At 53.0% G+C, this 24,146-nt stretch carries 29 protein-coding genes; 11 read left to right on the top strand and 18 right to left on the bottom strand.

What is annotated here, in order from left to right; all coding sequences use genetic code 11:
- Positions 1 to 3: 3 nt before the first annotated feature.
- The 3 genes from glpK (at position 4) to fpr (ending at position 3,564) form a co-directional block, all read left to right on the top strand.
- Positions 4 to 1,512 carry a glycerol kinase GlpK gene (glpK, locus tag FEK66_RS00265; protein ID WP_130206616.1) on the top strand — a complete coding sequence of 503 codons (1,509 nt, stop codon included), beginning with the start codon at positions 4 to 6 and terminating at the stop codon, positions 1,510 to 1,512.
- A gap of 198 nt (positions 1,513 to 1,710) precedes the next feature.
- Positions 1,711 to 2,721 carry a class II fructose-bisphosphatase gene (gene glpX, locus FEK66_RS00270; protein ID WP_130206618.1) on the top strand — a complete coding sequence of 337 codons (1,011 nt, stop codon included), beginning with the start codon at positions 1,711 to 1,713 and terminating at the stop codon, positions 2,719 to 2,721.
- Positions 2,722 to 2,817: 96 nt separating this feature from the next.
- Positions 2,818 to 3,564: a ferredoxin--NADP(+) reductase gene (gene fpr, locus FEK66_RS00275; RefSeq protein ID WP_135495375.1), complete on the top strand. Its 747-nt coding sequence runs from the start codon at positions 2,818 to 2,820 to the stop codon at positions 3,562 to 3,564.
- A 4-nt stretch (positions 3,565 to 3,568) separates the two neighbouring features.
- Here fpr and uspD read toward each other — a convergent pair whose 3' ends face one another.
- From uspD to FEK66_RS00290, 3 genes are all read right to left on the bottom strand, one after another.
- Positions 3,569 to 3,997, bottom strand: a complete 429-nt coding sequence (uspD, locus tag FEK66_RS00280) for a universal stress protein UspD (protein ID WP_130206622.1) — start codon at positions 3,995 to 3,997, stop codon at positions 3,569 to 3,571.
- Positions 3,998 to 4,023: 26 nt separating this feature from the next.
- Positions 4,024 to 4,323 (bottom strand): DUF406 domain-containing protein, encoded by a 300-nt coding sequence (locus FEK66_RS00285; protein ID WP_032204720.1) that lies wholly within the window; start codon positions 4,321 to 4,323, stop codon positions 4,024 to 4,026.
- A 211-nt stretch (positions 4,324 to 4,534) separates the two neighbouring features.
- Positions 4,535 to 4,975 carry a DUF805 domain-containing protein gene (locus FEK66_RS00290; RefSeq protein WP_064530283.1) on the bottom strand — a complete coding sequence of 147 codons (441 nt, stop codon included), beginning with the start codon at positions 4,973 to 4,975 and terminating at the stop codon, positions 4,535 to 4,537.
- Between the two features lie 100 nt (positions 4,976 to 5,075).
- Here FEK66_RS00290 and FEK66_RS00295 point away from each other — a divergent pair, with 100 nt between their 5' ends.
- Positions 5,076 to 5,675, top strand: coding sequence for a YiiQ family protein (locus FEK66_RS00295; protein WP_130206624.1), 600 nt, complete (start codon positions 5,076 to 5,078; stop codon positions 5,673 to 5,675).
- A gap of 107 nt (positions 5,676 to 5,782) precedes the next feature.
- On the top strand, positions 5,783 to 6,550 hold the full coding sequence (tpiA, locus tag FEK66_RS00300; RefSeq protein WP_130206626.1) for a triose-phosphate isomerase: 768 nt from the start codon (positions 5,783 to 5,785) through the stop codon (positions 6,548 to 6,550).
- Positions 6,551 to 6,608: 58 nt separating this feature from the next.
- Here the strand turns inward: tpiA and cdh are convergent, their stop codons facing one another.
- The 7 genes from cdh to FEK66_RS00335 form a co-directional block, all read right to left on the bottom strand.
- Positions 6,609 to 7,364, bottom strand: coding sequence for a CDP-diacylglycerol diphosphatase (cdh, locus tag FEK66_RS00305; protein ID WP_130259282.1), 756 nt, complete (start codon positions 7,362 to 7,364; stop codon positions 6,609 to 6,611).
- Between the two features lie 104 nt (positions 7,365 to 7,468).
- Entirely contained in the window at positions 7,469 to 8,458 is a 990-nt protein-coding gene (gene sbp, locus FEK66_RS00310; protein WP_130215254.1) for a sulfate/thiosulfate ABC transporter substrate-binding protein Sbp, read from the bottom strand.
- Positions 8,459 to 8,777: 319 nt separating this feature from the next.
- Positions 8,778 to 9,740: a 6-phosphofructokinase gene (gene pfkA, locus FEK66_RS00315; protein WP_032185626.1), complete on the bottom strand. Its 963-nt coding sequence runs from the start codon at positions 9,738 to 9,740 to the stop codon at positions 8,778 to 8,780.
- A 180-nt stretch (positions 9,741 to 9,920) separates the two neighbouring features.
- Entirely contained in the window at positions 9,921 to 10,823 is a 903-nt protein-coding gene (gene fieF / locus FEK66_RS00320; protein ID WP_064530279.1) for a CDF family cation-efflux transporter FieF, read from the bottom strand.
- A gap of 243 nt (positions 10,824 to 11,066) precedes the next feature.
- Positions 11,067 to 11,450 (bottom strand): hypothetical protein, encoded by a 384-nt coding sequence (locus FEK66_RS00325; RefSeq protein ID WP_135495376.1) that lies wholly within the window; start codon positions 11,448 to 11,450, stop codon positions 11,067 to 11,069.
- 125 nt (positions 11,451 to 11,575) lie between these two features.
- On the bottom strand, positions 11,576 to 11,824 hold the full coding sequence (locus FEK66_RS00330; protein ID WP_135495377.1) for an ogr/Delta-like zinc finger family protein: 249 nt from the start codon (positions 11,822 to 11,824) through the stop codon (positions 11,576 to 11,578).
- A gap of 39 nt (positions 11,825 to 11,863) precedes the next feature.
- Positions 11,864 to 13,000, bottom strand: a complete 1,137-nt coding sequence (locus tag FEK66_RS00335; RefSeq protein WP_135495378.1) for a contractile injection system protein, VgrG/Pvc8 family — start codon at positions 12,998 to 13,000, stop codon at positions 11,864 to 11,866.
- Between the two features lie 153 nt (positions 13,001 to 13,153).
- Between FEK66_RS00335 and FEK66_RS00340 the strand changes: the two genes are divergently transcribed.
- Genes FEK66_RS00340 through FEK66_RS00365 form a run of 6 tightly spaced genes read left to right on the top strand, consistent with a single transcriptional unit; the run spans position 13,154 to position 18,849 of the window.
- On the top strand, positions 13,154 to 14,335 hold the full coding sequence (locus FEK66_RS00340) for a phage tail sheath family protein (RefSeq protein ID WP_135495450.1): 1,182 nt from the start codon (positions 13,154 to 13,156) through the stop codon (positions 14,333 to 14,335).
- The gene (locus FEK66_RS00345; RefSeq protein WP_006117904.1) at positions 14,336 to 14,851 is read left to right on the top strand and encodes a phage major tail tube protein; all 516 of its coding nucleotides are present in this window, start codon (positions 14,336 to 14,338) and stop codon (positions 14,849 to 14,851) included.
- 48 nt (positions 14,852 to 14,899) lie between these two features.
- Positions 14,900 to 15,217: a phage tail assembly protein gene (locus FEK66_RS00350; RefSeq protein WP_135495379.1), complete on the top strand. Its 318-nt coding sequence runs from the start codon at positions 14,900 to 14,902 to the stop codon at positions 15,215 to 15,217.
- A gap of 5 nt (positions 15,218 to 15,222) precedes the next feature.
- Complete coding sequence (locus tag FEK66_RS00355; RefSeq protein WP_032424037.1) at positions 15,223 to 15,378, top strand: GpE family phage tail protein; 156 nt, start codon at positions 15,223 to 15,225, stop codon at positions 15,376 to 15,378.
- Positions 15,365 to 18,346, top strand: a complete 2,982-nt coding sequence (locus FEK66_RS00360) for a phage tail tape measure protein (RefSeq protein ID WP_138211388.1) — start codon at positions 15,365 to 15,367, stop codon at positions 18,344 to 18,346. The genes FEK66_RS00355 and FEK66_RS00360 overlap by 14 nt, the downstream gene beginning before the upstream one ends.
- A gap of 14 nt (positions 18,347 to 18,360) precedes the next feature.
- The gene (locus FEK66_RS00365) at positions 18,361 to 18,849 is read left to right on the top strand and encodes a phage tail protein (RefSeq protein ID WP_014072465.1); all 489 of its coding nucleotides are present in this window, start codon (positions 18,361 to 18,363) and stop codon (positions 18,847 to 18,849) included.
- 152 nt (positions 18,850 to 19,001) lie between these two features.
- Here the strand turns inward: FEK66_RS00365 and FEK66_RS00370 are convergent, their stop codons facing one another.
- From FEK66_RS00370 to FEK66_RS00405, 8 genes are read right to left on the bottom strand one after another with little or no spacing between them, the layout of a single operon-like run.
- Entirely contained in the window at positions 19,002 to 19,598 is a 597-nt protein-coding gene (locus FEK66_RS00370; RefSeq protein WP_135495380.1) for a tail fiber assembly protein, read from the bottom strand.
- Positions 19,598 to 20,620 carry a phage tail protein gene (locus tag FEK66_RS00375; RefSeq protein ID WP_135495381.1) on the bottom strand — a complete coding sequence of 341 codons (1,023 nt, stop codon included), beginning with the start codon at positions 20,618 to 20,620 and terminating at the stop codon, positions 19,598 to 19,600. Before FEK66_RS00375 ends, FEK66_RS00370 begins: the two co-directional genes overlap by 1 nt.
- Positions 20,610 to 21,224 (bottom strand): phage tail protein I, encoded by a 615-nt coding sequence (locus tag FEK66_RS00380; RefSeq protein WP_135495382.1) that lies wholly within the window; start codon positions 21,222 to 21,224, stop codon positions 20,610 to 20,612. Before FEK66_RS00380 ends, FEK66_RS00375 begins: the two co-directional genes overlap by 11 nt.
- Positions 21,217 to 22,113 (bottom strand): baseplate J/gp47 family protein, encoded by an 897-nt coding sequence (locus tag FEK66_RS00385; RefSeq protein ID WP_135495383.1) that lies wholly within the window; start codon positions 22,111 to 22,113, stop codon positions 21,217 to 21,219. The genes FEK66_RS00380 and FEK66_RS00385 overlap by 8 nt, the downstream gene beginning before the upstream one ends.
- Positions 22,100 to 22,468 (bottom strand): GPW/gp25 family protein, encoded by a 369-nt coding sequence (locus FEK66_RS00390; protein WP_135495384.1) that lies wholly within the window; start codon positions 22,466 to 22,468, stop codon positions 22,100 to 22,102. Before FEK66_RS00390 ends, FEK66_RS00385 begins: the two co-directional genes overlap by 14 nt.
- Complete coding sequence (locus FEK66_RS00395; protein WP_135495385.1) at positions 22,465 to 23,046, bottom strand: phage baseplate assembly protein V; 582 nt, start codon at positions 23,044 to 23,046, stop codon at positions 22,465 to 22,467. The genes FEK66_RS00390 and FEK66_RS00395 overlap by 4 nt, the downstream gene beginning before the upstream one ends.
- Positions 23,043 to 23,681 (bottom strand): phage virion morphogenesis protein, encoded by a 639-nt coding sequence (locus tag FEK66_RS00400; RefSeq protein ID WP_135495386.1) that lies wholly within the window; start codon positions 23,679 to 23,681, stop codon positions 23,043 to 23,045. Before FEK66_RS00400 ends, FEK66_RS00395 begins: the two co-directional genes overlap by 4 nt.
- A complete protein-coding gene (locus tag FEK66_RS00405; RefSeq protein WP_135495387.1) occupies positions 23,674 to 24,144 on the bottom strand; it encodes a phage tail protein in 471 nt (156 codons plus the stop codon). The genes FEK66_RS00400 and FEK66_RS00405 overlap by 8 nt, the downstream gene beginning before the upstream one ends.
- Between the last annotated feature and the right edge of the window lie 2 nt (positions 24,145 to 24,146).

Below are 24,146 nucleotides of genomic sequence, written 5' to 3' on the forward strand. Positions count from 1 at the left end.
AACATGACTGAAAAAAAATATATCGTTGCGCTCGACCAGGGCACCACCAGCTCCCGCGCAGTCGTGATGGATCACGATGCCAATATCATTAGCGTGTCACAGCGCGAATTTGAGCAAATTTACCCAAAACCAGGCTGGGTAGAACACGACCCGATGGAAATCTGGGCCACCCAAAGCTCCACACTGGTAGAAGTGCTGGCGAAAGCAGATATTAATTCCGATCAAATTGCAGCTATCGGTATTACGAACCAGCGTGAAACCACCATCGTCTGGGAAAAAGAAACCGGCAAGCCTATCTATAACGCTATTGTCTGGCAGTGCCGTCGTACCGCCGAGATCTGTGAGCATCTCAAGCGTGACGGCATGGAAGAGTACATTCGTAACAACACCGGTCTGGTGATTGACCCGTACTTCTCTGGCACCAAAGTGAAGTGGATCCTCGACCATGTGGAAGGTTCCCGCGAGCGTGCTCGCCGTGGTGAACTGCTGTTTGGTACGGTTGATACCTGGCTTATCTGGAAAATGACTCAGGGCCGCGTTCACGTCACTGATTACACTAATGCGTCTCGAACCATGTTGTTCAATATCCATACTCTGGACTGGGACGACAAAATGCTCGACGCGCTGGATATCCCGCGTGAGATGCTGCCAGAAGTACGTCGTTCTTCCGAAGTGTACGGTCAGACCAACATTGGCGGCAAAGGCGGCACGCGTATTCCGATCGCCGGGATTGCGGGCGACCAGCAGGCGGCACTCTTCGGCCAGTTGTGCGTGAAAGAAGGGATGGCGAAGAATACCTACGGTACCGGCTGCTTTATGCTGATGAACACCGGCGAGAAAGCAGTGAAATCAGAAAACGGTCTGCTGACCACCATCGCCTGTGGCCCGAGCGGAGAAGTAAACTACGCACTGGAAGGTGCGGTATTTATGGCGGGCGCCTCCATTCAGTGGCTACGCGATGAAATGAAGTTGATTAACGACGCCTACGATTCCGAATACTTTGCAACTAAAGTACAAAACACCAACGGTGTGTATGTCGTTCCGGCGTTTACCGGACTGGGTGCGCCCTACTGGGATCCGTATGCGCGCGGGGCCATTTTCGGCTTAACTCGTGGGGTGAACGCCAACCACATCATCCGTGCGACGCTGGAGTCTATTGCCTATCAGACGCGTGACGTGCTGGAAGCAATGCAGGCCGACTCAGGCATTCGTCTGCACGCCCTGCGCGTGGACGGTGGCGCGGTGGCAAATAACTTCCTGATGCAGTTCCAGTCCGATATTCTCGGCACGCGCGTTGAGCGCCCGGAAGTTCGCGAAGTGACTGCGTTGGGTGCGGCCTATCTTGCTGGTCTGGCGGTTGGCTTCTGGCAAAATCTCGACGAACTGCAAGAGAAAGCAGTGATTGAACGCGAGTTCCGTCCTGGCATCGAAACTACCGAGCGTAATTACCGTTACGCTGGCTGGAAAAAAGCGGTCAAACGCGCGATGGCCTGGGAAGAACACGACGAGTAATGTCAGGCACCTGAACCGATTGTCTGATGCTGATCGCCTGATGCGACGCTGACGCGTCTTATCAGGCCTATGAGCCGGATACATATCCGGCATCACACAGACTCTGAAATCGTGCGGGGGCACCCCCCGCACACATCAATAATCCGCTCCCTCCCCTGTGCTACACTTCGCGCCATTCCTTACTGCTTAGAGTTTGCTATGAGACGAGAACTTGCCATCGAATTTTCCCGCGTCACTGAATCTGCGGCGCTGGCTGGCTACAAATGGTTAGGACGCGGCGATAAAAATACCGCTGACGGCGCAGCGGTTAACGCCATGCGCATTATGCTCAACCAGGTCAACATTGACGGCACCATCGTCATTGGTGAAGGTGAAATCGACGAAGCACCGATGCTCTACATTGGTGAAAAAGTCGGTACTGGTCGCGGTGATGCAGTGGATATTGCTGTTGATCCGATTGAAGGCACGCGCATGACGGCGATGGGCCAGGCTAACGCGCTGGCGGTGCTGGCAGTAGGCGATAAAGGCTGCTTCCTCAACGCGCCAGATATGTATATGGAAAAGCTGATCGTCGGACCGGGAGCTAAGGGCGCCATTGACCTGAATCTGCCGTTGGCGGATAACCTGCGCAATGTTGCCGCGGCGCTCGGCAAACCATTGAGCGAACTGACGGTAACGATTCTGGCGAAACCGCGCCACGATGCCGTTATCGCAGAAATGCAGCAACTCGGCGTACGCGTGTTTGCGATTCCGGATGGCGATGTTGCGGCCTCAATTCTCACCTGTATGCCAGACAGCGAAGTTGACGTGCTGTACGGCATTGGCGGCGCGCCGGAAGGCGTGGTTTCTGCGGCGGTGATTCGGGCGTTAGATGGCGATATGAATGGCCGTCTGCTGGCTCGTCATGATGTCAAAGGCGACAACGCAGAAAATCGCCGCATTGGTGAACAGGAACTGGCACGCTGCAAAGCAATGGGCATCGAAGCGGGTAAAGTGTTGCGTCTGGGCGATATGGCGCGCAGCGATAACGTCATCTTTTCCGCAACCGGTATCACTAAGGGCGATCTACTGGAAGGTATTAGCCGCAAAGGCAATATCGCCACTACCGAAACGCTGCTGATCCGTGGTAAATCCCGCACCATTCGTCGCATTCAGTCGATTCACTATCTGGATCGTAAAGACCCGGATATGCAGGTGCACATTCTCTGAGTGATTTGATCGATTGAGCCTTCCAGTCCTTCGGGACTGGAATTTTTTTGTTCGGAGAACGAAGATAAGGCAAGTCAATCAAAACAGGAGAAAAACATGGCTGATTGGGTAACAGGCAAAGTCACTAAAGTGCAGAGCTGGACCGACGCCCTGTTTAGTCTCACCGTTCACGCTCCCGTGCTTCCGTTTACCGCCGGGCAATTCACTAAACTTGGCCTTGAAATTGACGGCGAACGCGTCCAGCGCGCTTACTCCTACGTTAACTCGCCCGATAATCCCGATCTGGAGTTTTACCTGGCCACCGTTCCCGATGGCAAATTAAGCCCGCGACTGGCGGCGCTAAAACCGGGTGACGAAGTGCAAGTGGTTAGCGAGGCGGCTGGCTTCTTTGTGCTGGATGAAGTGCCGGACTGCGAAACACTGTGGATGCTGGCAACCGGTACAGCGATTGGCCCTTATTTATCAATTCTGCAATTGGGCAAAGATTTAGATCGCTTCAAAAACCTGGTGCTGGTTCACGCCGCACGATATGCCGCCGACTTAAGCTATCTGCCGCTGATGCAAGAACTGGAAAAACGCTACAAAGGGAAACTGCGTATTCAGACGGTGGTCAGTCGGGAAACGGCTGCGGGTTCGCTCACCGGGCGAATACCGGCGTTAATTGAAAGCGGTGAACTGGAAAACGCGGTTGGCCTACCAATGGATAAAGAAACCAGTCACGTGATGCTGTGTGGTAATCCGCAAATGGTGCGCGATACGCAACAGCTGCTAAAAGAAACCCGGCAGATGACGAAACATTTACGTCGTCGACCGGGCCACATGACAGCGGAGCATTACTGGTAAGCGGTTACTTATCGATAAACGGCACGATGAGCAGGTCCGCATTCAACTTATTGATCATCCCGCGGTATGCTGGCATCAAACGGTTGATAAATGAGTGGTGATGCCCACAGACAAGGAGGTCGCACTGCTCTTGTTGCAGAATTTCAAGCAGTGTTTCCGGCATTTCTCCGCGTTCAATACGCAGTTTGGTCTTCGGCCACTGAATATTTTTCGTCAGTTTATACAGCTTGTTATCTGACTTATCTTTCAATAGTTGAAGAATATCTTCTGTTGCAGGGAAGTAAATGCCCGGATACAACTCGCTTAAGCCATCATCAATATGAATCAATGTCAGGTGAGCGTCATTATGTCTGGCGAGATCCAGGGCTTTGTTCACCAGTAAGGCATCTTCTTCATTTCCGGAAATTGCCACGCCAATGTGTTTATAAGCCATGTTTAACTCCTTCTAAAGCGACTCCATCAAGCTAACGAACGCAGGGATAACTCAAAAATAATCATCTCGGCCTGGCATGAGAAGGTGAAGGCCGCATCAAGCTCAACTTGCCCCTCCAGATCCTTAATCTTATAGGCCACGCTGGCCCCTTCATCCGCAGAGGATGCAGTGGCGGCAAGCTCTTTCAGTTTGGTCATAAAGGACTCGGCTTCTTCGCGGGTGGCAAAAAAGCGCGAAAACTTACTGGTACAGTTGTCGTTATCAATCACCGTACCGATATCAATCGCACATCCTTTAGTACTGCATTTATCTACGACATCTTTCATAGGGCACCTCTGTATATTCGCCTCTCTGTCGATTACGACTTAAGAATAATGCGCCGTTAAGAGAAGAACAAACAAGTAATGATCTTATGGATTACCATTTTTTTTGATATTGCTTAAGGTGAGGAAATGGGGAGGATTTTCCGGGCATTGTCATTTCCAGCGTGGAAATAACGATCCCGGAAAAAAATAGCAATAAAAGATATATTAAAGGTTAATTACTTGATTTATTGTCGGCTTTATACTTCACATCCAGAGTATCTTTGCCAAATTTATTTTCGCCCTGCGTACCGACAAATGCGCCAAGATCAATAAGCATCATCACCAGAATCAACGTCGGGACAAAACGCCCCACCGTCCATTGCCAGACGCCCGGTAAAATCGCCCAGTTACCCGCCAGCAGCATCCACGCTACAATCATTAAAAATGCCCATGCGCCGGAACGCCCGCGATCGTGCAGTCGTTTGACCGTTACTGCCGCTGTCGGCCAAAGTAAGCACACCAGGCAAAACGCGGCGGTCTGGATATCGAGTAAGTTTTTACCTGCCAGTGAGAAAAGCACCAGCATGCCAACGAACCAGAGGCCAATCCAAATCCAGAAATCACGGCGCCCAATACGCCCTTTAAACGAGAATAACCATTGCTGTATGGTCATGTAAGTTCCTTGATGGTTGTCTTTTCCAGGATTCTACCCTTTTGACAAGGGAGACCGATATCGTTTTAATCGGAGCCAGTCATAACAAAAGGTACTGTCGATGAAGCCAGGGTTTACGCTGTTTTTTCTCTTATGTTCTGCATCAGCCGTTAGCACAACGGTGCATGCACAAACACCAGGTACGGCGACCACTGCGCCCTATCTGCTTGCTGGCGCCCCTACCTTCGATCTCTCCATCAGCCAGTTTCGAGAAAACTTTAACAGCCAGAACCCCAACCTGCCACTGAACGAGTTTCGCGCCATCGACAGCAGCCCCGACAAAGCCAATCTGACTCGCGCCGCCAGTAAAATTAACGAGAACTTGTATGCCTCTACGGCGCTGGAGCGTGGCACTTTAAAAATCAAAAGCATTCAAATTACCTGGCTACCAATCCAGGGACCAGAGCAAAAAGCCGCCAAAGCAAAAGCTCATGAATACATGGCGGCGGTGATCCGCACACTCACCCCGCTGATGACCAAAACACAAAGCCAGAAAAAGCTACAGTCGCTCCTTACTGCGGGGAAAAACAAACGTTATTACACAGAGACAGAAGGCGCACTGCGCTATGTTGTCGCGGACAACGGCGAAAAGGGACTGACCTTCGCTGTTGAACCGATTAAGCTGGCGCTATCTGAATCGCTTGAAGGGTTGAATAAATGACAAAAAGCAAAGCCTTTCCAGTGATGAATCTCTATACTGTTTCACAGACCTGCTGCCCCGCGGGGCGGCCATCTTCCTTTATTCGCTTATAAGCGTGGAGAATTAAAATGCGACATCCTTTAGTGATGGGTAACTGGAAACTGAACGGCAGCCGCCACATGGTTCATGAGCTGGTTTCTAACCTGCGTAAAGAGCTGGCAGGCGTTGATGGCTGTGGCGTTGCAATCGCGCCACCAGAAATGTACATCGATATGGCGAAGCGTGAAGCTGAAGGCAGCCACATCATGCTGGGTGCGCAGAACGTGGATCTGAACCTGTCCGGCGCATTCACTGGTGAAACCTCTGCTGCTATGCTGAAAGACATCGGCGCACAGTACATCATCATCGGTCACTCTGAACGTCGTACTTACCACAAAGAGTCTGACGAACTGATCGCGAAAAAATTCGCGGTGCTGAAAGAGCAGGGTCTGACTCCGGTTCTGTGCATCGGTGAAACCGAAGCTGAAAACGAAGCGGGCAAAACGGAAGAAGTTTGCGCACGTCAGATCGACGCGGTACTGAAAACTCAGGGTGCTGCGGCATTCGAAGGTGCGGTAATCGCTTACGAACCAGTATGGGCAATCGGTACTGGCAAATCTGCAACTCCGGCGCAGGCTCAGGCTGTTCACAAATTTATCCGTGACCACATCGCTAAAGTTGACGCTAACATCGCTGAACAAGTGATCATCCAGTACGGCGGTTCTGTAAACGCGTCTAACGCCGCAGAACTGTTCGCTCAGCCGGACATCGACGGTGCGCTGGTTGGCGGTGCTTCTCTGAAAGCTGACGCCTTCGCAGTGATCGTTAAAGCTGCAGAAGCGGCTAAACAGGCTTAAGTCTGACTGGTGCCGGATATCGCATCCGGCACTTAGCTTTCCTCAACAACTCCTCGCTTTAACGCAAAATCTCACACTGATGATCCTGAAGTTCCTCGGCTGAAGCACGATTCAGCGTCAGCAGATTGCGCTGCGTCGCCAGCAATACAAACGAGTTATCACTCTGCCGCACCATCGCCAGCGCGTAACTGCCCATATGTTCCCGTGCCTCTGGCACTTCTTCTGCCAGCATCATAAACGGACTCCGTTTTACCAGCTCGCTTTCAGTTACCCTACGTGCCAGGTATTCATGCCCACGCAGCCCTCCGGGCAGCGGTAACCAACGGGTGCTGATATTCGCCAGATTATTATCCAGTTGTTCGCGCACATCAGGACGAATACAAGAGATATGGATATGAAAATGGTTTTGCGTGCGCCCGGTACGGGAGTTAATCGCCAGAGATACCGCGCGATCGGGGACTGGCTGGCCGTATTTTTTGCTCATAAAATCACGCGCCTGCCAGGCTAACCAGAAGAAATTAGGCGTTGAAGGATCGGTTAACAATGGACTTTCAGTGCCGTTAATACGATACGTTGGCATCAACAAATATTGCAGAGGACCGTTGAGGTCTTTTAAAACCACATATCCGGCATTGGGTTTGACTTCCGCACATGGCGAAGGGTTTTGGTTTTGCTGCTGGTTGGGTAAACATTGCTCAAGGGCAATCTGGCGCAACGTGTCCGACTCTTCACCGGTCAATTTCCAGTAACCAATGCCTGTAGCAGCAACAGCGATAACCATCATCGCTAAAAAAAGAAGACCTGCTTTTTTCATCTTTTTTTCCCTGTACCTCAAAGAGATGCAAGGGTAACGCAAAATCGTGACAAATAAAAAACCCGGTCGCGAGATGCCACCGGGTCTGATTGCCTTCAACAAAATTAACGTTTGCTGATTTGGTCAAACGTACCGCCGTTAGAGAAATGCTCTTTTTGCGCTTTCGTCCAGCCACCGAACTCTTCATCAATGGTGAATAACTTCAGCTTCGGAAAGGCATTTTCATATTTTTTCGCTACCTGAGGATCGCGCGGACGATAGTAGTTTTTAGCCGCAATCTCCTGGCCTTCTGGCGAGTAGAGATAGTTCAGGTAAGCTTCCGCCACCTCTTTAGTGCCTTTTTTCTCTACCACTTTATCGACAACTGACACCGTAGGCTCTGCGAGAATAGACTCGCTCGGCGTGACGATTTCGAATTTATCTTTCCCCAGTTCATTCGCCGCCAGCAGAGCTTCGTTTTCCCAGGCAATCAGCACGTCGCCAATGCCGCGCTCAACAAAGGTATTCGTTGAGCCGCGCGCGCCGGAATCCAGTACTTCGACGTTTTTATACAACGACTGCACGAATTCCTGCGCTTTTGCCTGATCGTTGTTGTTGTGATGCAAGGCGTAGCCCCAGGCGGCCAGGTAGTTCCAGCGAGCACCACCAGAACTTTTCGGGTTCGGGGTGATCACCGAAACACCAGGCTTAATCAAATCGTTCCAGTCGTGAATCTGCTTCGGATTGCCCTTGCGCACCAGGAAGACAATGGTAGAAGTATAAGGTGCGGAGTTATCCGGCAGACGCTTGATCCACTCTTTATCGATACGACCACGTTCAGCAATGGCATCCACGTCATAGGCTAGCGCCAGCGTGACGACATCAGCTTCTATGCCATTGATTACCGACGTCGCCTGTTTACCCGAACCGCCGTGCGACTGGCGAATCACCACGTTATCGCCGGTTTGCTGTTTCCAGTGGGCGCTGAAGGCTTTGTTGTACTGTTCGTACAGTTCGCGCGTTGGATCATACGAAACGTTAAGAAGCTGAATATCCTTTGCCATAACGCTGGTCGCTGCCAGTAATAAAGTTAACCCTACGCCCCACTTGTTCATCGCCCGGCTCTCTTATGTTGTGTTGTGATGAACAAAGCGTGCCAGAAAGGGATTCAAACATTAAAGAATAAAAAAAGATTGGCTATAACTTGCGGGTATATATGGGGGAGTTAAAAAGGCGGAAGAAATCCGCCTCATATTGCTGACAAAGTGCGCTTTGTTCATGCCGGATGCGGCGTGAACGCCTTATCCGGCCTACAAAAGCTTGCAAACTCAATAGATTGCAGAATTCATGTAGGTCTGATAAGCGAAGCGCATCTGGCATTTTTGCCTCTGTCATCGGCTTCAGGCTAAAGAAATCTGCCTTTTTCCGAAATCATTAATACAGTTTTTTCGCGCAGTCCAGCCAGTCACCTTTGAACGGACGCTTCATGTTTTCGATAGCATCGATGATGTCATGGTGAACCAGTTGTTCGTTCTGAATACCTACGCAACGACCACCGTAGCCTGCCAGCAGCAGATCGATAGCGTAAGCCCCCATACGGGAAGCCAGAATACGGTCGTAAGGTACCGGGGAACCACCACGCTGGATGTGGCCCAGCACAGTTGCGCGGGTTTCACGACCAGTTTCTTTTTCGATGAAGTGTGCCAGCTCGTCGACGTCACACATATGTTCAGTGATCGCCACAATCGCGTGTTTTTTACCTTTCGCGATACCGGCTTTGATTTCGTTTACCAGATCGTCACGGCTGAATTCAACTTCCGGAACCACAACGAATTCACAGCCACCAGCAATAGCCGCAGCCAGAGTCAGATCGCCACAGTAGCGGCCCATCACTTCCACCACGGAAATACGTTGGTGAGAAGAAGAGGTGTCACGCAGACGGTCGATAGCTTCAACAACGGTGCTCAATGCCGTGAAGAAACCAATGGTGTAGTCAGTACCTTTGATGTCGTTGTCGATGGTGCCCGGCAGGCCGATGCACGGGAAGCCCATTTCGGTCAGACGCATTGCCCCCATGTAGGAACCGTCACCGCCGATAACCACCAGCGCGTCGATACCACGTTTTTTCAGGTTTTCGATAGCCACGGCGCGGATGTTCTCGTCGCGGAATTCCGGGAAGCGCGCAGAACCGAGGAATGTACCACCACGGTTGATCATGTCAGACACGCTGTAACGGTCTAGCTGTACCATACGGTCTTCATACAGACCCAGATAGCCGTCATAAATACCCATTACTTCCAGACCTTCTGTCAGCGCAGAACGAACAACCCCGCGAATTGCGGCGTTCATGCCTGGCGCATCACCGCCGCTTGTCAACACACCGATTTTCTTAATCATGACTACCTCTGAACTTTGGAATGCAAAATGAAATCTGTTGCCGGAAGTCTTCTTGCACATCGAAGTGATCCAACGAATGTACAAATAGTATAACAATCACTTCCTGCTGAATTGATTCAGGTCAGGCCAAATGGCGGTATTTTATACACAAAATGCGGGTCTGGCTCTCTTTTGTACGGATTATGAAAGCGTAGACCGTTTACTCTCCCTGGGTACGACAGAACAAGGATCCTGATGGATAATCACATCTGAACCCGGAAAACGCCGTAAAATAGCCTGCTCTACCTGATCCGCCACCATATGTGCCTGAACCAAAGGCAGAGAGTCTTCCATTTCCAAATGAATCTGAATAAAGCGGGTCGGCCCTGACTGCCGCGTGCGAAGATCGTGAGCGCCGCTAACTCCCGGCCAGGAAGTCACGATATCAATAATTTCCTGTCGTTCGCCATCGGGCAGCGCGCGATCCAATAATGACTGGACCGCCTCATACCCCATGCGTAACGCGCTATATAAAATATAGATGCCGATTCCCAAAGCAAACAGGGCATCAGCACGATGCCAGCCGTACCAGGACAATCCCAGCGCCAGCAAAATCGCGCCGTTCATCATAACATCAGACTGATAATGTAGCATATCTGCCCGCACTGCCTGGCTTTGCGTCCGGCGAACGACCCAACGCTGAAACGAGACAAGAATAATCGTACAAATTAGCGCCACAATAGTCACGATAACCCCAACACCCGGGTCTTTCATCGGTGTCGGAGAAACCAAATGCTGAATACCGGTCAAAAACAGGAACAGCGCGGAGCCGGAGATAAACATACTTTGCGCCAGCGCGGCGAGCGATTCAGCTTTACCGTGACCAAAGGAGTGATTATCGTCGGCAGGTTGCAGTGAGTAACGCACGACCAATAAGTTAGTTAATGACGCGCCGATATCCACCAGCGAATCCACCAGCGCAGCGAGAATACTCACTGATCCGGTATACCACCATGCAAAAATTTTAATCAGTAATAACAGCGAAGCCATCGCCGTTGCAGCAATCGCTGCCCGACTGACCAGCTGCCCATAAGATTGATTCATAAATACTCCCGCTATCAACTGACGGTAGTATAACGGATGCAAATCATCTGCAATGCATCAAGTAACAGGCAAATTGCGGATAAAAAAAACCCCCACATCATGTGGGGGAAGACAGGGATGGTGAAGGAATCCAGCCAGTAACACAATGGAATAAAAGGATTTATTCTAATATTCGTCTACATTTTGACTACACTTCGATATAAAAAGCCGGGCAAATTGCCCGGCATCTTACCGAAACGACTATCACTCATCAGCGCCGCACTTATCTCTGTAGCTAGAAGGTACTGGCTCGCTAAATCGGGTATAGATTTTTTTATCTGTTACATAGTATGAAACGCCAGCTGAAAATATACCTTTGGGTTTCATGCTGATTTTCATGATGAATGGAGAAAATCCTTCATAGGCTCCGAAGCCATTTTTTCCATTGATCTGGCCGCATACGTAGCCAACAGTAGCGCCTTCCGATGATTGCTCAGTCTGAACAAATCTTAAATATCTAAATTTAACGCTATCTGGATCCCTAACGTCAGTTGCTATTTCCTTCTTACCTAATTCAACTGCTTTTTCTGCGCTTGGCTTGCATCCAACGAGAGAAACCAAAGCCAGTATTAACAACACCTTTTTCATATCCCTATCCCATCATCGCTATTAATATGCTGACCGATGTTATCAAAGATATTTTCTCTGGAGAAAGCGTTTTACTTGAAGTTGCCCCCGCACTGAATGGATTTACGGGGGCGCTTTGACTATGGTCAGAGAGCCAGATTAAGCTGGTCTCTGCCGTAATGTGATGCCGGGAAGGCATCGCGGGGGATGAAGTCAGGCGGTAGCGATGCAACACCTGCGCGTTTTGTTACTTCCCTTTCCACACTGTTAAGCGTGGTGAATGACCGGCTACATTCCAGATTCTGACACTGGTGATATTGCCGGATTGTCATATCGGTTATTTTACGGCTGGTACGTGTGCGGGCCATAGCGCCGCAAAATGGACATCTGAACATAATGATGGCTCCCCTGTGGGAGTTGAACTCCATTTCATTTTATTCAGTTTCCGCGATCCAGTCAGGTATTTTCGCTTCCAGCTCCAGCCGGGTGGTAAAACCGCTGTCGTCTATGACGTGCTCAGCACGCGCAATGATCCAATCCTGATTATCTATTTCATCCTTAAAACCACTTACCGTGACGTGCATTTCCGGGTAAAGCTCAGCGCGGCCACGCGCCAGGGTGATCGAAAACTCTGCTGCGCCACGCTGAAGCTGTTGCCACTTTGCCGCCGCCGCACGTTTCGCCGCCTCTTCATTCTGGTAGGTTTTGCGCAGCACATAAACGTTACCGTCTGCGCCCTCCATGTAATCGCCCTCGCGGCTGCTGCTCTTCTCTTTTTTGGGCTTTGCAGGTTTGCGGCGCTTAACGCTGACCTTTTTCTTTTTGCCAAAATTCAGATCCAGCCAGTAAGCCCGGACGCCGGTATAGGCATCCCGATCGGCAATACGAAAGCGATGCCGGTCGCCACTTGTGCGATCAATACTGGCAGAGGGGAGCGCCTTCCCGTCAGCGGTCACACCACCACCCGGCAGGATAAACAGCAGACTGCCGTTCTTGACGGTGGCAATTGCGCCCAGCATGTCCGCCATGCGAGTAAGGAATGACATATCGCTTTCCTGCGTCTGGTCGGCGTGATCAATCTCAATATCTATGAGCATTTCACTGATCTGCGCCTTCAGTCCGTAGCGGTGCGCTATTGCCGACACAACTCGCTCAACGGTCACGTCATGCCATGAGACTTCGCGCTTTACGTTGAATTCTTCACGAAAATCAGCGCTGCGGGCAGTAACGCCAATGGTATCTGCCGGGCCTTCGTGGGAAACCTCGTCAACCGTGTACAGCCCCTTGTAAATCAGCGGTTCACCCAGCCAGCCAAATGATACGGCAAGCTCAGCCCCGCGCGGCGGCAGTGCAACCATACCGTCACTGTCATCAATGGAAATAGATAGCTGATCAGCATCAAAGCCCCTGTTGTCCGTCAGTGACAACGACATGATCCGATCATCAAGCTGCGTCAGTACCTTGCCGCCCATCGTAATGTTGAATCCCGGACTTTTTACCGCTTCGGTCAGTGAATCGTTATAACTGCTGACTGCGTCGTTAAGTGATTTGGTCAGGTCTGTAAGTGCCATGCTTTCCCCCTTCTTCCGGCGAAGGATCCCACGCGCGCGGGAGATACCAAATCGGTTTTTGTTGTCACCGTCCTGCCAGACCCGTAATAGCGTGAGTGGCGGTCAAACATGGGGGATTATCACTGCGAACTCAATAACGTAATGGTGGAAACTATGGCGGAAGATCGCTTTCATGGTGCCCGCATCCGGGAGAATACCGACCTTGTGGCGGCTATCAATGACATTGAATCGAATGTCATTGGGGTCGTCGCCGTGGCGGATGATGCCGATGCGGAAGCCTTTCCCCTGAATACCCCCGTGTTAGTGACGCGGGTTAACAACGTGCTGGGTAAGGCGGGTAAAACCGGCTCCCTGTACAAAACGCTTAAGGCCATCGCTGACCAGACCAGCCCGAAGGTGATCGTTGTGCGCGTGGCAGCAGCTACGGAAGAGGAAGGCGGTAAAACGCAGGCACAGCTTATCATGGGCGGCACGGCAGAAGACGGCAGCTATACCGGCATGTACGCATTCCTGACGGCAGAACAGAAGGTCGGCTATCGTCCGCGCATTCTGGCTGTGCCGGGATACGACACGGAAGAAGTGACCTCCGCGTTGTGCGTCATTGCGCAAAACCTGCGCGCGTTTGTCTATGCCAGTTGTTACGGCTGTAAGACGATGGCGGAAGCCATCACCTATCGCGCAACCTTCGCCTACCGCGAACTTATGCTTATCTGGCCTGATTTCATCGCCTATAACCCGCTGACCGGAGAAAACGAAACCTTCCCGGCCCCGGCGTATGCCTGCGGCCTGCGTGCGCTGATTGACAACAATCAGGGCTGGCATAAATCGCTTTCCAACGTATCAGTCAACAACGTGCTGGGTATTTCTCAGGATGTTTTCTGGTCGCTTCAGGCAGAAGACAGCGACGCGAACGAACTGAACAACAAGGAGATCACGACGCTCATCAAGCGTAACGGATTCCGGTTCTGGGGAAACCGCGTCACGGATACCAAAGATTACATCTTTGAGGTTTATACCCGTACCGCCCAGATTCTGGCTGACAGCATTGCGGAAGCGCAGTTTGAGGCCATTGACGAACCGCTTACCCCAGCGAACGTCAAGGACGTGGTGAGCGGTATCAGCGGGAAACTCAGCTCGCTGGTGACGCAGGGGCGGCTAATCGGCGCTGAATGCTGGTTTGATATCCTGGATAACCCGACAACCGGGCTTCGACAGGGTCAGGTGCGCATTCGCTATAAATATACGCCGGTTCCGCCGATGGAGGATCTGACGATGTACCAGACCTTCACCGATGAATACTTTGAATCGGCGTTCTCTTCGCTGGGAGGTGCATAAATGGCGGTTCCCCACAAACTGCGCCTGTTCACCTGCTTTGTGAACGGCAGCAACTGCATCGGCAAAGTCTCTTCCGTGACGCTGCCAAAGCTGACACGTAAAACGGAAGACTTTCAGGGCGGCGGGATGATTGGATCCGCTGCGGTGGATCTCGGTCTGGACAGTGGCGCGCTGGATACCACGATGGTGGTTGGCGGTCTGGTTCAGTCGCTTCTGCTGAACTACTGCGGCGATATCGACGAGACCCGCTTCCGCTTCGCCGGCGAGTATTACACCGATGGTGAAAGCCTGCTGGTTGAGGTCGAACTGCGCGGCCGCATCACCGAAATGGACGGCGGTGAAAGCAAGCAGGGAGAAGACACCTCCGTCAGCTACACGATGAAGAACACCTACTACAAGCTCACCATCGACGATAAGCCGTTGTTTGAGTTTGATCTGCTGAACTTCATCTACAAGAAAGACGGCAAGAATATCTACCCTGACCGCATTACGTCTGCGCTGGGAATGGGTAACTGATTAACCTGATAAGTGGCGGCACACCCGTGCCGCCCGGAGTATTCAACAATGAGCAAAAAAAACGATAACGCCATTACGCTGGCAAAACCCGTTGTTCGCGGCGATGAGAAAATTACTCAGGTAACGATCACTGATGAGATCAAACAGGCTGGTTCCCTGCGCGGGCTGAAGCTGGTTAACGTGATGAATATGGATGTGGATTCAGTAGCGATATTGCTGACCCGCGTCACGTCACCGCGCCTCAAACAAACCGAGATCAACGAAATGGATACCCGTGATTTTGTCAGCCTGTCAGAAGCGCTCGTCCCTTTTTTGACGCCTGCGGGGTCTGGAGCATCGAACGAGGCGGAGACGGAGAATCAGTAACACTCCTGCGGTTCGACCTGATCGACGATCTGGTCGCTGATATCGCGGTTGTTTTCAACTGGCCGCCCTCTGAAGTCTTCACGATGGAACTGGGCGAAGTCATAGCCTGGCGTGAGCGGGCGGCTGTCCGAAGTGGAGCCAGTGACAGTGAAAAGCCTTAATATCCGCGTCGCGTTCAGCGCGATCGATAAACTTACCCGCCCGGTCAATGCCGCCCGCCAGAGTGCGGGCGGTTTGTCTGAATCCCTCAAAAAAACGCAATCCAGCATTAAAGATCTGGACAGCCAGTCCCGCACGTTCAACCGTCTGCGCGACAGCGTACAAAAGACCTCTCGCAAAATTGACGAAGCCAGCCGGACGCTTGAAGGGCTGAATCAGGCGCAGCGGGAAGGTACACAGCTTACAGACAAGCAAAAAGCACATATGGCAGCACTGGCCGCAAAGCTGGAGCGCCTTAACTCTGCACGCACGCAGGAAATGGTTAAGCTGCGTGCTGCCTCACAGGCGCTGCGCAGCCACGGCGTTTCACTGGTCGGCAGTGATCGCACCATTCAGAGCGCGATACGTCGAACCGAACAGTACAACCAGACGCTGGAGCGGGAACGGCGACAGCTTGCCGCTGTCACACAGGCACGGGCGCGCTATGACCAGATGCAGCAAACAGCGGGTAAACTTCGCGGCGGTGGCACGATGGCCGTTGCCGGGGCCACTGCTGCCGGTTACGCAGCGGGACGCTTCTTATCCCCCGCTGTTGGGTTTGACCGGGAAATGTCCCGCGTGCAGGCGCTGACCCGTATAGATAAAAGCTCAACAGACTTTTCAGCACTTCGTGAACAGGCCAAAAAGCTGGGCGCTGAAACGCAGTTCACCACGACTGACGCCGCCAGCGGGCAGGCGTTTCTCGCTATGGCCGGTTTCACTCCGCAGGCCATTCAGGCAGCACTGCCCGGCGTGCTCAATATGGCACTGGCCGGTGGCATGGATTTAGGTGAAAGCGCCGATATCAGCTCAAACATCCTGTCTCAGTTCCGCCTCGATCCCAAAGAAATGGATCGCGTCAGTGACGTATTAACTGGCGCGTTCACACGTACCAACACCGATCTGCAAAATATCGGTGAGGCTATGAAGTACGCCGGGACAGGTCTTTCCAATCTTGGCGTCAGTGTTGAACAGACAACAGCCATGATCGGCGTGATGGCAAACGTTGGCCTGCGCGGGAGTATCGCCGGGACAGGATTACAGGCCGCGTTTTCACGCCTTGCCGCGCCAACCGGCAGGGCAAAAACCGCTCTCAAAGAACTGGGAGTAGACGTTGCTGATGCCACGGGGAAAATGCGCCCTGCTGAAGAGGTTCTCACTGAACTCTATAAAAAGATCAGCAAGTACGGCGATACCGACAAGCTCTCTTTCTTTAAAGATATCGCCGGTGAAGAGGCGTCAAAGTCATTGCAGGCACTGGTTATGTCAGCCGGGAGCGGCGAACTTCAAAAGCTGCTGGAAGCACTGAAAAACGCCAAAGGTGAGGCACAGAAAGCCGCCAAAATAATGGCGGATAACCTTGATGGCGATCTCAAGAATCTGGACAGCGCATGGGAAGGGTTTCGCATCCAGATTAACGATCTCGTCGATAACCAGCTTCGCGCCCTGACTCAGGGGCTGAGTGATGTTGTGGGGAATATGACGCAGTGGGCGAAGGAGAATCCGAAGCTCGCTCAATCCCTGCTGGTTGTCGGCGGCAGCATTCTGGCACTGACCGCCGCCATTGGCGGCACATCGCTGGCGATCGGCCTGCTGATGGGGCCACTGGCTAAACTCCAGTTAGGTTTTACCCTATTGACAGGGGGCGCAACCGGAACAATCTCCGCCCTACGAACGCTCGGAACAGCTTCCGGCCCGGCAATGGCAAGTGTGCGCGGTTGGGGGCCTGTTCTCACATCAATGCTTAGTAAGCTGCGAGGCATATCGATCATCACGCCCGGCATTCGTGCCGGTCTTATGGGTGCGTTTCTTTCCCCAGGGGCTGCATTAGGATCTCTGTTCAAAAACATCGGAATGCTCGCTCTTCGCCTGACAGGCTTTACGACCATATGGAGCATTATCACGACCTCAGTATCTGTACTGGGTGCAGCGCTCTCACTTCTACTTAGTCCGATTGGTCTGATAGCGGCGGCTTTTATCGCTGCCGGATTGCTAATCTGGAGATTCTGGGAGCCGATAAGAGCCTTTTTCACCGGTTTTTTCAGCGGAGTTATGCAGCAACTGGCACCTTTCCGTGATGCCTTTTTCCCTTTGACGCTGGCCTTCTCAGCAATAGCCAAAGTCGTTGGTGAAGTCTGGGACTGGTTTGTAAAACTCTTATCACCTGTGGAAAGTAGCCGTGAATCCCTTGATAAATGCGCATCAGCAGGGGAAACATTCGGTAAAGTCCTGGGTAGCGCCCTTCAGTTGCTGCTATTACCTCTGACAACCCTCATGGAAGGCATTGGCTGGGTACTGGAAAAACTCGGCCTTATCCCTTCTGGTCTGGAAGCTGCACGCCTGAAAGCTGAAAGCCTTAAAAAAGACCCTGTTATGTGGGAGTGGGATCCGCAGCAGAAAAAAATGGTGCAAAAGGGATGGAACTGGTCGCCAGTCTCATCAGGTAAAAACAATAACGGGAATACACCCCCGCCCGGAACGCCGCAACCCACATCACCGCTGACCGGCGATAACGGCACTATGCGTCGATTGCAGAACATCGACAGCAACACCAAAGCGACAGCCGACAACACGAAGAAGATCGGCCCCGGCGATATTGTATTTAAAAACCTGCCGCGTGCTCTGGCCGTTCGTGGGGAATGGAAAGAATCGCAGCTGGCCAGCACGGTCAGGAACAACGGGTTAAGCGCACGCCCCGCAGTGGTGGCGGCATCGCTTCCCGTAAAACAGGCGGAACTTCCGCCAGTCAGCCGCAGCGCCAACAATATACCGGTTGCCACTGGCGGCTTTACGGGAGAAATCCACGTACACCTGCACGGCGTTGACCGGCAGGACGCGCGCGAAATTGGCCGCATTGCTGCCGACGCGGTGAATGCCGAAATTGCCCGCCTTGCGCGGCTTAATCGCGGCAGTTTCAAAGACAGAGATTAAGGGGAGGCAACATTATGATGATGATATATGGGATGTTCGTTTTTGAACTGAAGACGCTGCCTTACCAGCAACTGCGCCACTCGCTGAACTGGCGTCATGTGAAGAATGATCGCATCAACCGATCGGCAAAATGGCAGTACATCGGCGCAGGTGAGACGCAGATCAACCTTGATGGAGTGCTCTACCCTGAAATTACAGGCGGAGACGTATCTCTTACCGTGCTGGCAACGCAGGCATACACTGGGCGTCCGTGGCCTTTAATCAGCGGCGCGGGGCAGATTTACGGGATGTATGTGCTGACCGGACTACAGGCCACGCATACGGAATTTGACCGCTACGGAAAGGCGAAAAAAATAGAGTTTTCGATCAGCTTCCAGCGCTGCGATGAAGACCTGCGCGAACGCCTGCAAGCGTCGTCTGTTGGCGATCTGCTTTCAGGGCTGAAGGATAAAGCCACGTCCGCCTATAATTCTGCCAGTAGTACGCTGTCGGGCCTGTTCTGACTGCACCCCATAAAACTAAAGCGGGCTTTGCCCGCTTTATCTTCCGGAACACACCGCCATAACTGACTGTGCTACAGCACCGTTAAAAATGACTGTACTCGATACGCACGGCCAGCACGGTTATAACCGGCCATACGTGCCGGAATGAAAACTTATTCCGGCTTATCCGGCCAGATGATATCCGGCGCTTTTGACGTGTCCACCGCCTGCACGGCTTTGATGTAGTGCATCCAGACGATCAGGCTAGTTTTATCTTCATCGCTGATAATGCCTAACTGTAGCTCCGTCTGCCAGAGACTGATCGTTGCCTGACCCCCACTCAATAACGCTGTTTTCTGTTGCTCTGCCGCTTCCACGTCCGCCGCGTGCTGCGCTTTGGTATCCGTCACCCACTCGCTACCGTTCCACGTATCGTATGGCGTAGACGGTGCCAGCGTAGTGGTTTTTTCCGGATAATCACCCGGCGCAGTAATGGAAACCTCTTCACCTGTTTCAGTGCTGTATACCGTTTCGCCACGATGATCAGCAACGTATTCCCACGCTTTCAAATCGGCTGTCCGGCAAATAGCCGAACCGGCTTTAGCCTCGCCCGGGGCGTCAGTACAGGAATTTGCGGGAAGACCTACTCCTATAGCCAAATACTCAACTGATGAAGAAAGGTATTCTCGCGTCTCGCCCTCGTAGTTAAACACTGTGATTTCACCTGCCACCGTGGCAATAAGTTCACTGTTTAATTTTGCCTGCGTCATTATGCGGCCCTCACAATGTAGTTAAACGCGACGTTACGTGGGCGTGTTTCCGCGCCGCCAGTATTGCCAACCCGGCCTTTTGTATGCAACGTAGGTGAAGCAATCAAAGTTCCGGGCGCTGCCGCGTCAATCCCTCGCCCTTGCACGTATGTTGATTTAACGATTACCCCGATATCCCATTCATCCGTAGTATCGTAACCTTCATTTGCCACGATAATATGTCGGTGCTTTTCCAGCATTCCCAATTCTGTACTTAACAAACCCCGACCAGAGTTGACACCGCGCCCATCATCCCAGCCCCGCAAAAATTCGCCTCGCAGATCTGGCAATTTGCCAGTTGAGTAAACTTTTGCCAGCTTCGGATATTTTGCTGTATCAAATGTTGCGCCGTTACACTTTAACCACCCCTCTGGAGGCGTTGCCTGCGGCCACGGAAGCGGAAAGCCCACAGGGATATATTTATCAATATCCGCTGTTTTGAGATATTGGGGGTGCGGGTCAGCGGCGGCAAGATGTGCGGCCAGTTGCTGATCCACATATGCCTTCACTTCAATAACGGCATCATCAACATATTTACGGGTTGCCAGCACCACGGACGGATCGATTTTCAGCGTTACCGCCTCGGTACTGCTGACGATCAGGATTACGCGAATGACCTGCACGCGCCCGCTGCCTTCCTGCAACTGCGGTTTGTAGGTCTCAGCACAGTTGGCAACCGCAATCATATCGCCGTCTTTATCAAACAGGCCGATCTCACGGATCCACCACCCGCCCACGTCTTCAGGTATAACCTGTTCCGCAATAATCTGATTGGTGTTTACGGGATCGATAGTCAGCATGTTCAGTTGCGCGCGGCGCAGCTCATGCGTCAGCGCGGTTTGTGCCGGGTTCGGTGTCGGCAGCACACCATTGCCATCACCCACGGCCATCTGGGTGATCTCAACCTTCGCACCCAATGCCGTGGCGTTTGCCAGCTTTGCCGCCCCGATGTTGGTTAACAGGGCAAAATATTTAGTCGCCACTTGCGATCTCCACGGTATCAATTAAATGGACTGCCGCGCCGGTGTAGTCACCACCGCCCACGGATATGGTTTCCGGAAAATAAGGGTAAACGGTCAGCGTATCGCCGATATAACATCCCGCCCCGACTTCGATATACCCCTGCGACTGAAGCGAAAGGGACAGGCCAGTCAGGTGGCGACTTCTCGGCTTTGCATCGTCAATAAGGCGCTCAAGCTCAAGATAGGTTTCCTCCGTAATCCCCTGTTCCTGAATACCGATTTCAAGCTTGAATGTTCCCGGTTCTTCGCCGCTTTGCCACCACTCGATCACGCGCAGCAGAAAGCCGAAAGGTTCAACGACGCGGCGCAAAGCGGAAATGGTGCCCTTCTGACGGTGAACCAGCCAGGAAGCTTTAATCACCTGCCGTTTAGTCTGTTCTGACCAGTTCTTATCCCAGCGGTCAACAGACAGCGCCCAGGCGAGATAAGGCAGAAGATCAGCCGGACATTCGTCCGGGTTCCACAGCTTGCGCAGGTCAACAGGAATATCGGTAAGCCGTTCCGTCACCTTCTCCGTACTGCGCATAAAACCGCTGGCCGAAGGCGGCAGCATGTTGTTATTCATCGGTGCCCCCAGTCTCGATCGTGAAGGACTCACACCGCGCCGCCTGCGTATCGGCGATCACAATATCGCTGGCAGGCTCCAGCAGTTCTACCCTCTGCACGCCCTGAACATGCAGCGCCGCCATAATGGCTGAGCGGGCAACGTCACGGCCAATCTTGCCCTGCTGATTCAGCCAGGACTGAAGCGCGTCCTGCGCGGCGGTATGGATTGGTTCAGACTCCGGGCCGGGGTAGAAATACAGCAGCGCATTGATCTGATAATTCACTATCTCCGCTGCCTGAACGGTCAGACGATCGGCAACGGGGCGCTTATCGTCAGCAGACAGCGCTTTATCCACCGTCGCCAGCAATTCCGCACTGGCAGTGCCGTCGCCTTCGGTGGACAGCACAGAGACCACCACCACGGCAGGCGACGGGCTGATCGCTTTGGCGTCCGCCACTTTGCCGCTGGCACTTTTGGCAAAATATTCATATGCGCCAGTTGGCCCCGCCACGCTTAGCCCTTCAAACGCAGCCTGCGCCCGCAAACGCAGTGCGGTATCACTTTCCGTTACCGCGTCAGTAGTTGCCGTCTCCGGGTTGATGATCAGGCGTTCGGTGTTCAGGTTGCCCGCGAGATTATCAAGATCGGACGATACGGCATGGCTCAACATGCACGCCGCCGCGCCATCATTAATCCGCTGCCTGAGCATCATTTCACGGTAGGCAACCACCTGGGCGATCACGTTCAGCGGTTCGGATTCCAGCTCCAGCGCGGCGGCAACAGAAACCTGCTGTTCCTGCGGGAATGCCGCCAGCATGACGGCTTTGACCTCGCTGAGAATGACTTCAAAGTCCAGCACTTCGATAATTTGCGGCTGCGGTAGCTGCGATAAATCAACTGTTGCCATTGCTGCCACTCCTGAGCGTCAGCGCACTGCCTGCCGTCTGCATGGTTTCGGTGATAATGCCGACCAGTTCAGCGGTGACAACGCCATCCTTTGAATAACTGATATTGATGCCGTTCAGGGCAATACGCGGCTCCCACATCGTCAGGGCGATCACCGCCGCACTCATACATTGCAGGCGCGTCACTTCGTTTTGCGGTTCATCCAGCAGATCGGGGATCATGCTGCCATAATCCCGCCGCATCACCCGGCTTGCCAGCGGCGTGGTCAGTATGTCGCGCACTGAATTCCACAGCTGATCGGTATCGGTAAGCTGGCCCGTGCCGTCCGGGTTCATGCCAATATAGCGGACTGTCATTTCGGCCCCCCGGTGTTGCTGCTGCCACCCTGCACACCACTATGTACGTGCGAATGAACCGTCACCCCGTTAGACGTAAGCGATCCGCCAGAATGGGTAACATTGCCCTTCATCGTGCCGCCCTCCGACAGTTCGAACGTCCGCGCTTTCAGATGGTCGGTACATTCTACAATCGGTGTTTCAAGCGTGACGCTGGCAGAGGCTTTGATATGTGCTGTCTTCATGCCCTGCGCTTCCAGCGCGCTGGCTTCTGCGTCATAGCGGAAAGAGGCTCCGTCTGGCGCTGTCAGCACAATCTCTTTCAGGCTGCTGCCCGGCGCAGGGTTGTCACTGCTGTAGAGACTGCCGATAATGACCGCTGTTTCAGGGTTGCCACCGATACAGCCCAGCCAGACCTGCTCACCCACGGAAGGCGGCACCCAGATACTGAATGCTCCGGCGCGCGTGGTGTTCCAGCGCAGCCAGTCGGTCTGAAGCTCGCCGCTTTGCACGCGCACGCGCCAGCTCTCTTCATCAACAGCAATAACGACGCCGACGCGGAGGATATTTTCCAGCAGGCGGATCAGTTCAGCGCTCATCGTGCGGCACTCCCCAGGCTGTTAACCACCTGTTCCGTAATCATCCGCTCATCGCCAGCGGTAAAGCCCAGCAGCTCACGCACCGGATATTTAGCAAAGGCACCCGGCCCGACCTGATCGCGCTGGCCGTACTGGTGCACACGCGCAATGCGTGCCACCACACCGTCATAACCCACGGAAGTGCCGCCAGCATCAGCGCGCATTTTGAGAAAGCGATAGCTGCGCAGCCTCTGAAACATCGGCACTTTCTTTGCGGTGCTGCGGCGCACTGAGCGTGTATTGATCTCGATGTAACGCTCAATGTCGCTGCGGTAAAAGGTGCGAATATCGTTGCGCTCTTCGTCAAAGCCGGTAATGGTTCGCCCGTATTTTCCCCGGCCACCGTGCCAGTTTTTGAGGCGGCGGATCTCGCCCTGCCAGACAAACACAATGCCCTGTTGAGAACGTAGCACCCGGCGACGGCGGGCAGGATATGGCGAGCCTTCCGGGTTTTGCTGGGCTTTAATGCGCTGTTGCTGGCTCTTTCGCAGTGCCTGACCAACCGCGCGGGCGGTGCGAATACGTCCGGCCTGAGAGGTGCCCGCCAGTATGTCGCTGAAGACCTGATCCAGCTCACGGAAGAGATCGTTACTCATGGGCGTCAGCCTCCCATGTCACATCCTCAAAGATGGCGCTCCAGTCACCGTCCGCTGACGGGATGCGCGGCTTAGGCTCCGGCAAATGTTCCGCGCGCGGAATGCCGTTTGCATCCAGAGTGACCTTCACGCGCTCGCGCAGCGGCATTTCAAAAAGAATGTCGGCGGTATCGTCGTTGTTGATAAGGGTCGTAAATTTAATGTCCCGGTTTTTCTCAGGGTTCAGCAGCAGATCGGGCTGGTTGTGCCAGAGCCATGCCATTAACGGCAACGTGAAATCATCAATATCACCGGCAAAATTCATCACAAACAGCACCAGGGTATAACGGTACATAAACGATGGTGTTTCGCCGGTCGTCTCGATGTTCCCTTCTTCCACAAAAACGGTGAAGGCTTCAGGGTTGGCCCTGCACCATTTGTTAGCGCTGGTCAGGGTCTCGCGGAGTGAATCAGCTTTTAACATGG

Origin of the sequence: Escherichia sp. E1130 (genome assembly GCF_005781065.1) — a bacterium.
Lineage (GTDB): Bacteria > Pseudomonadota > Gammaproteobacteria > Enterobacterales > Enterobacteriaceae > Escherichia.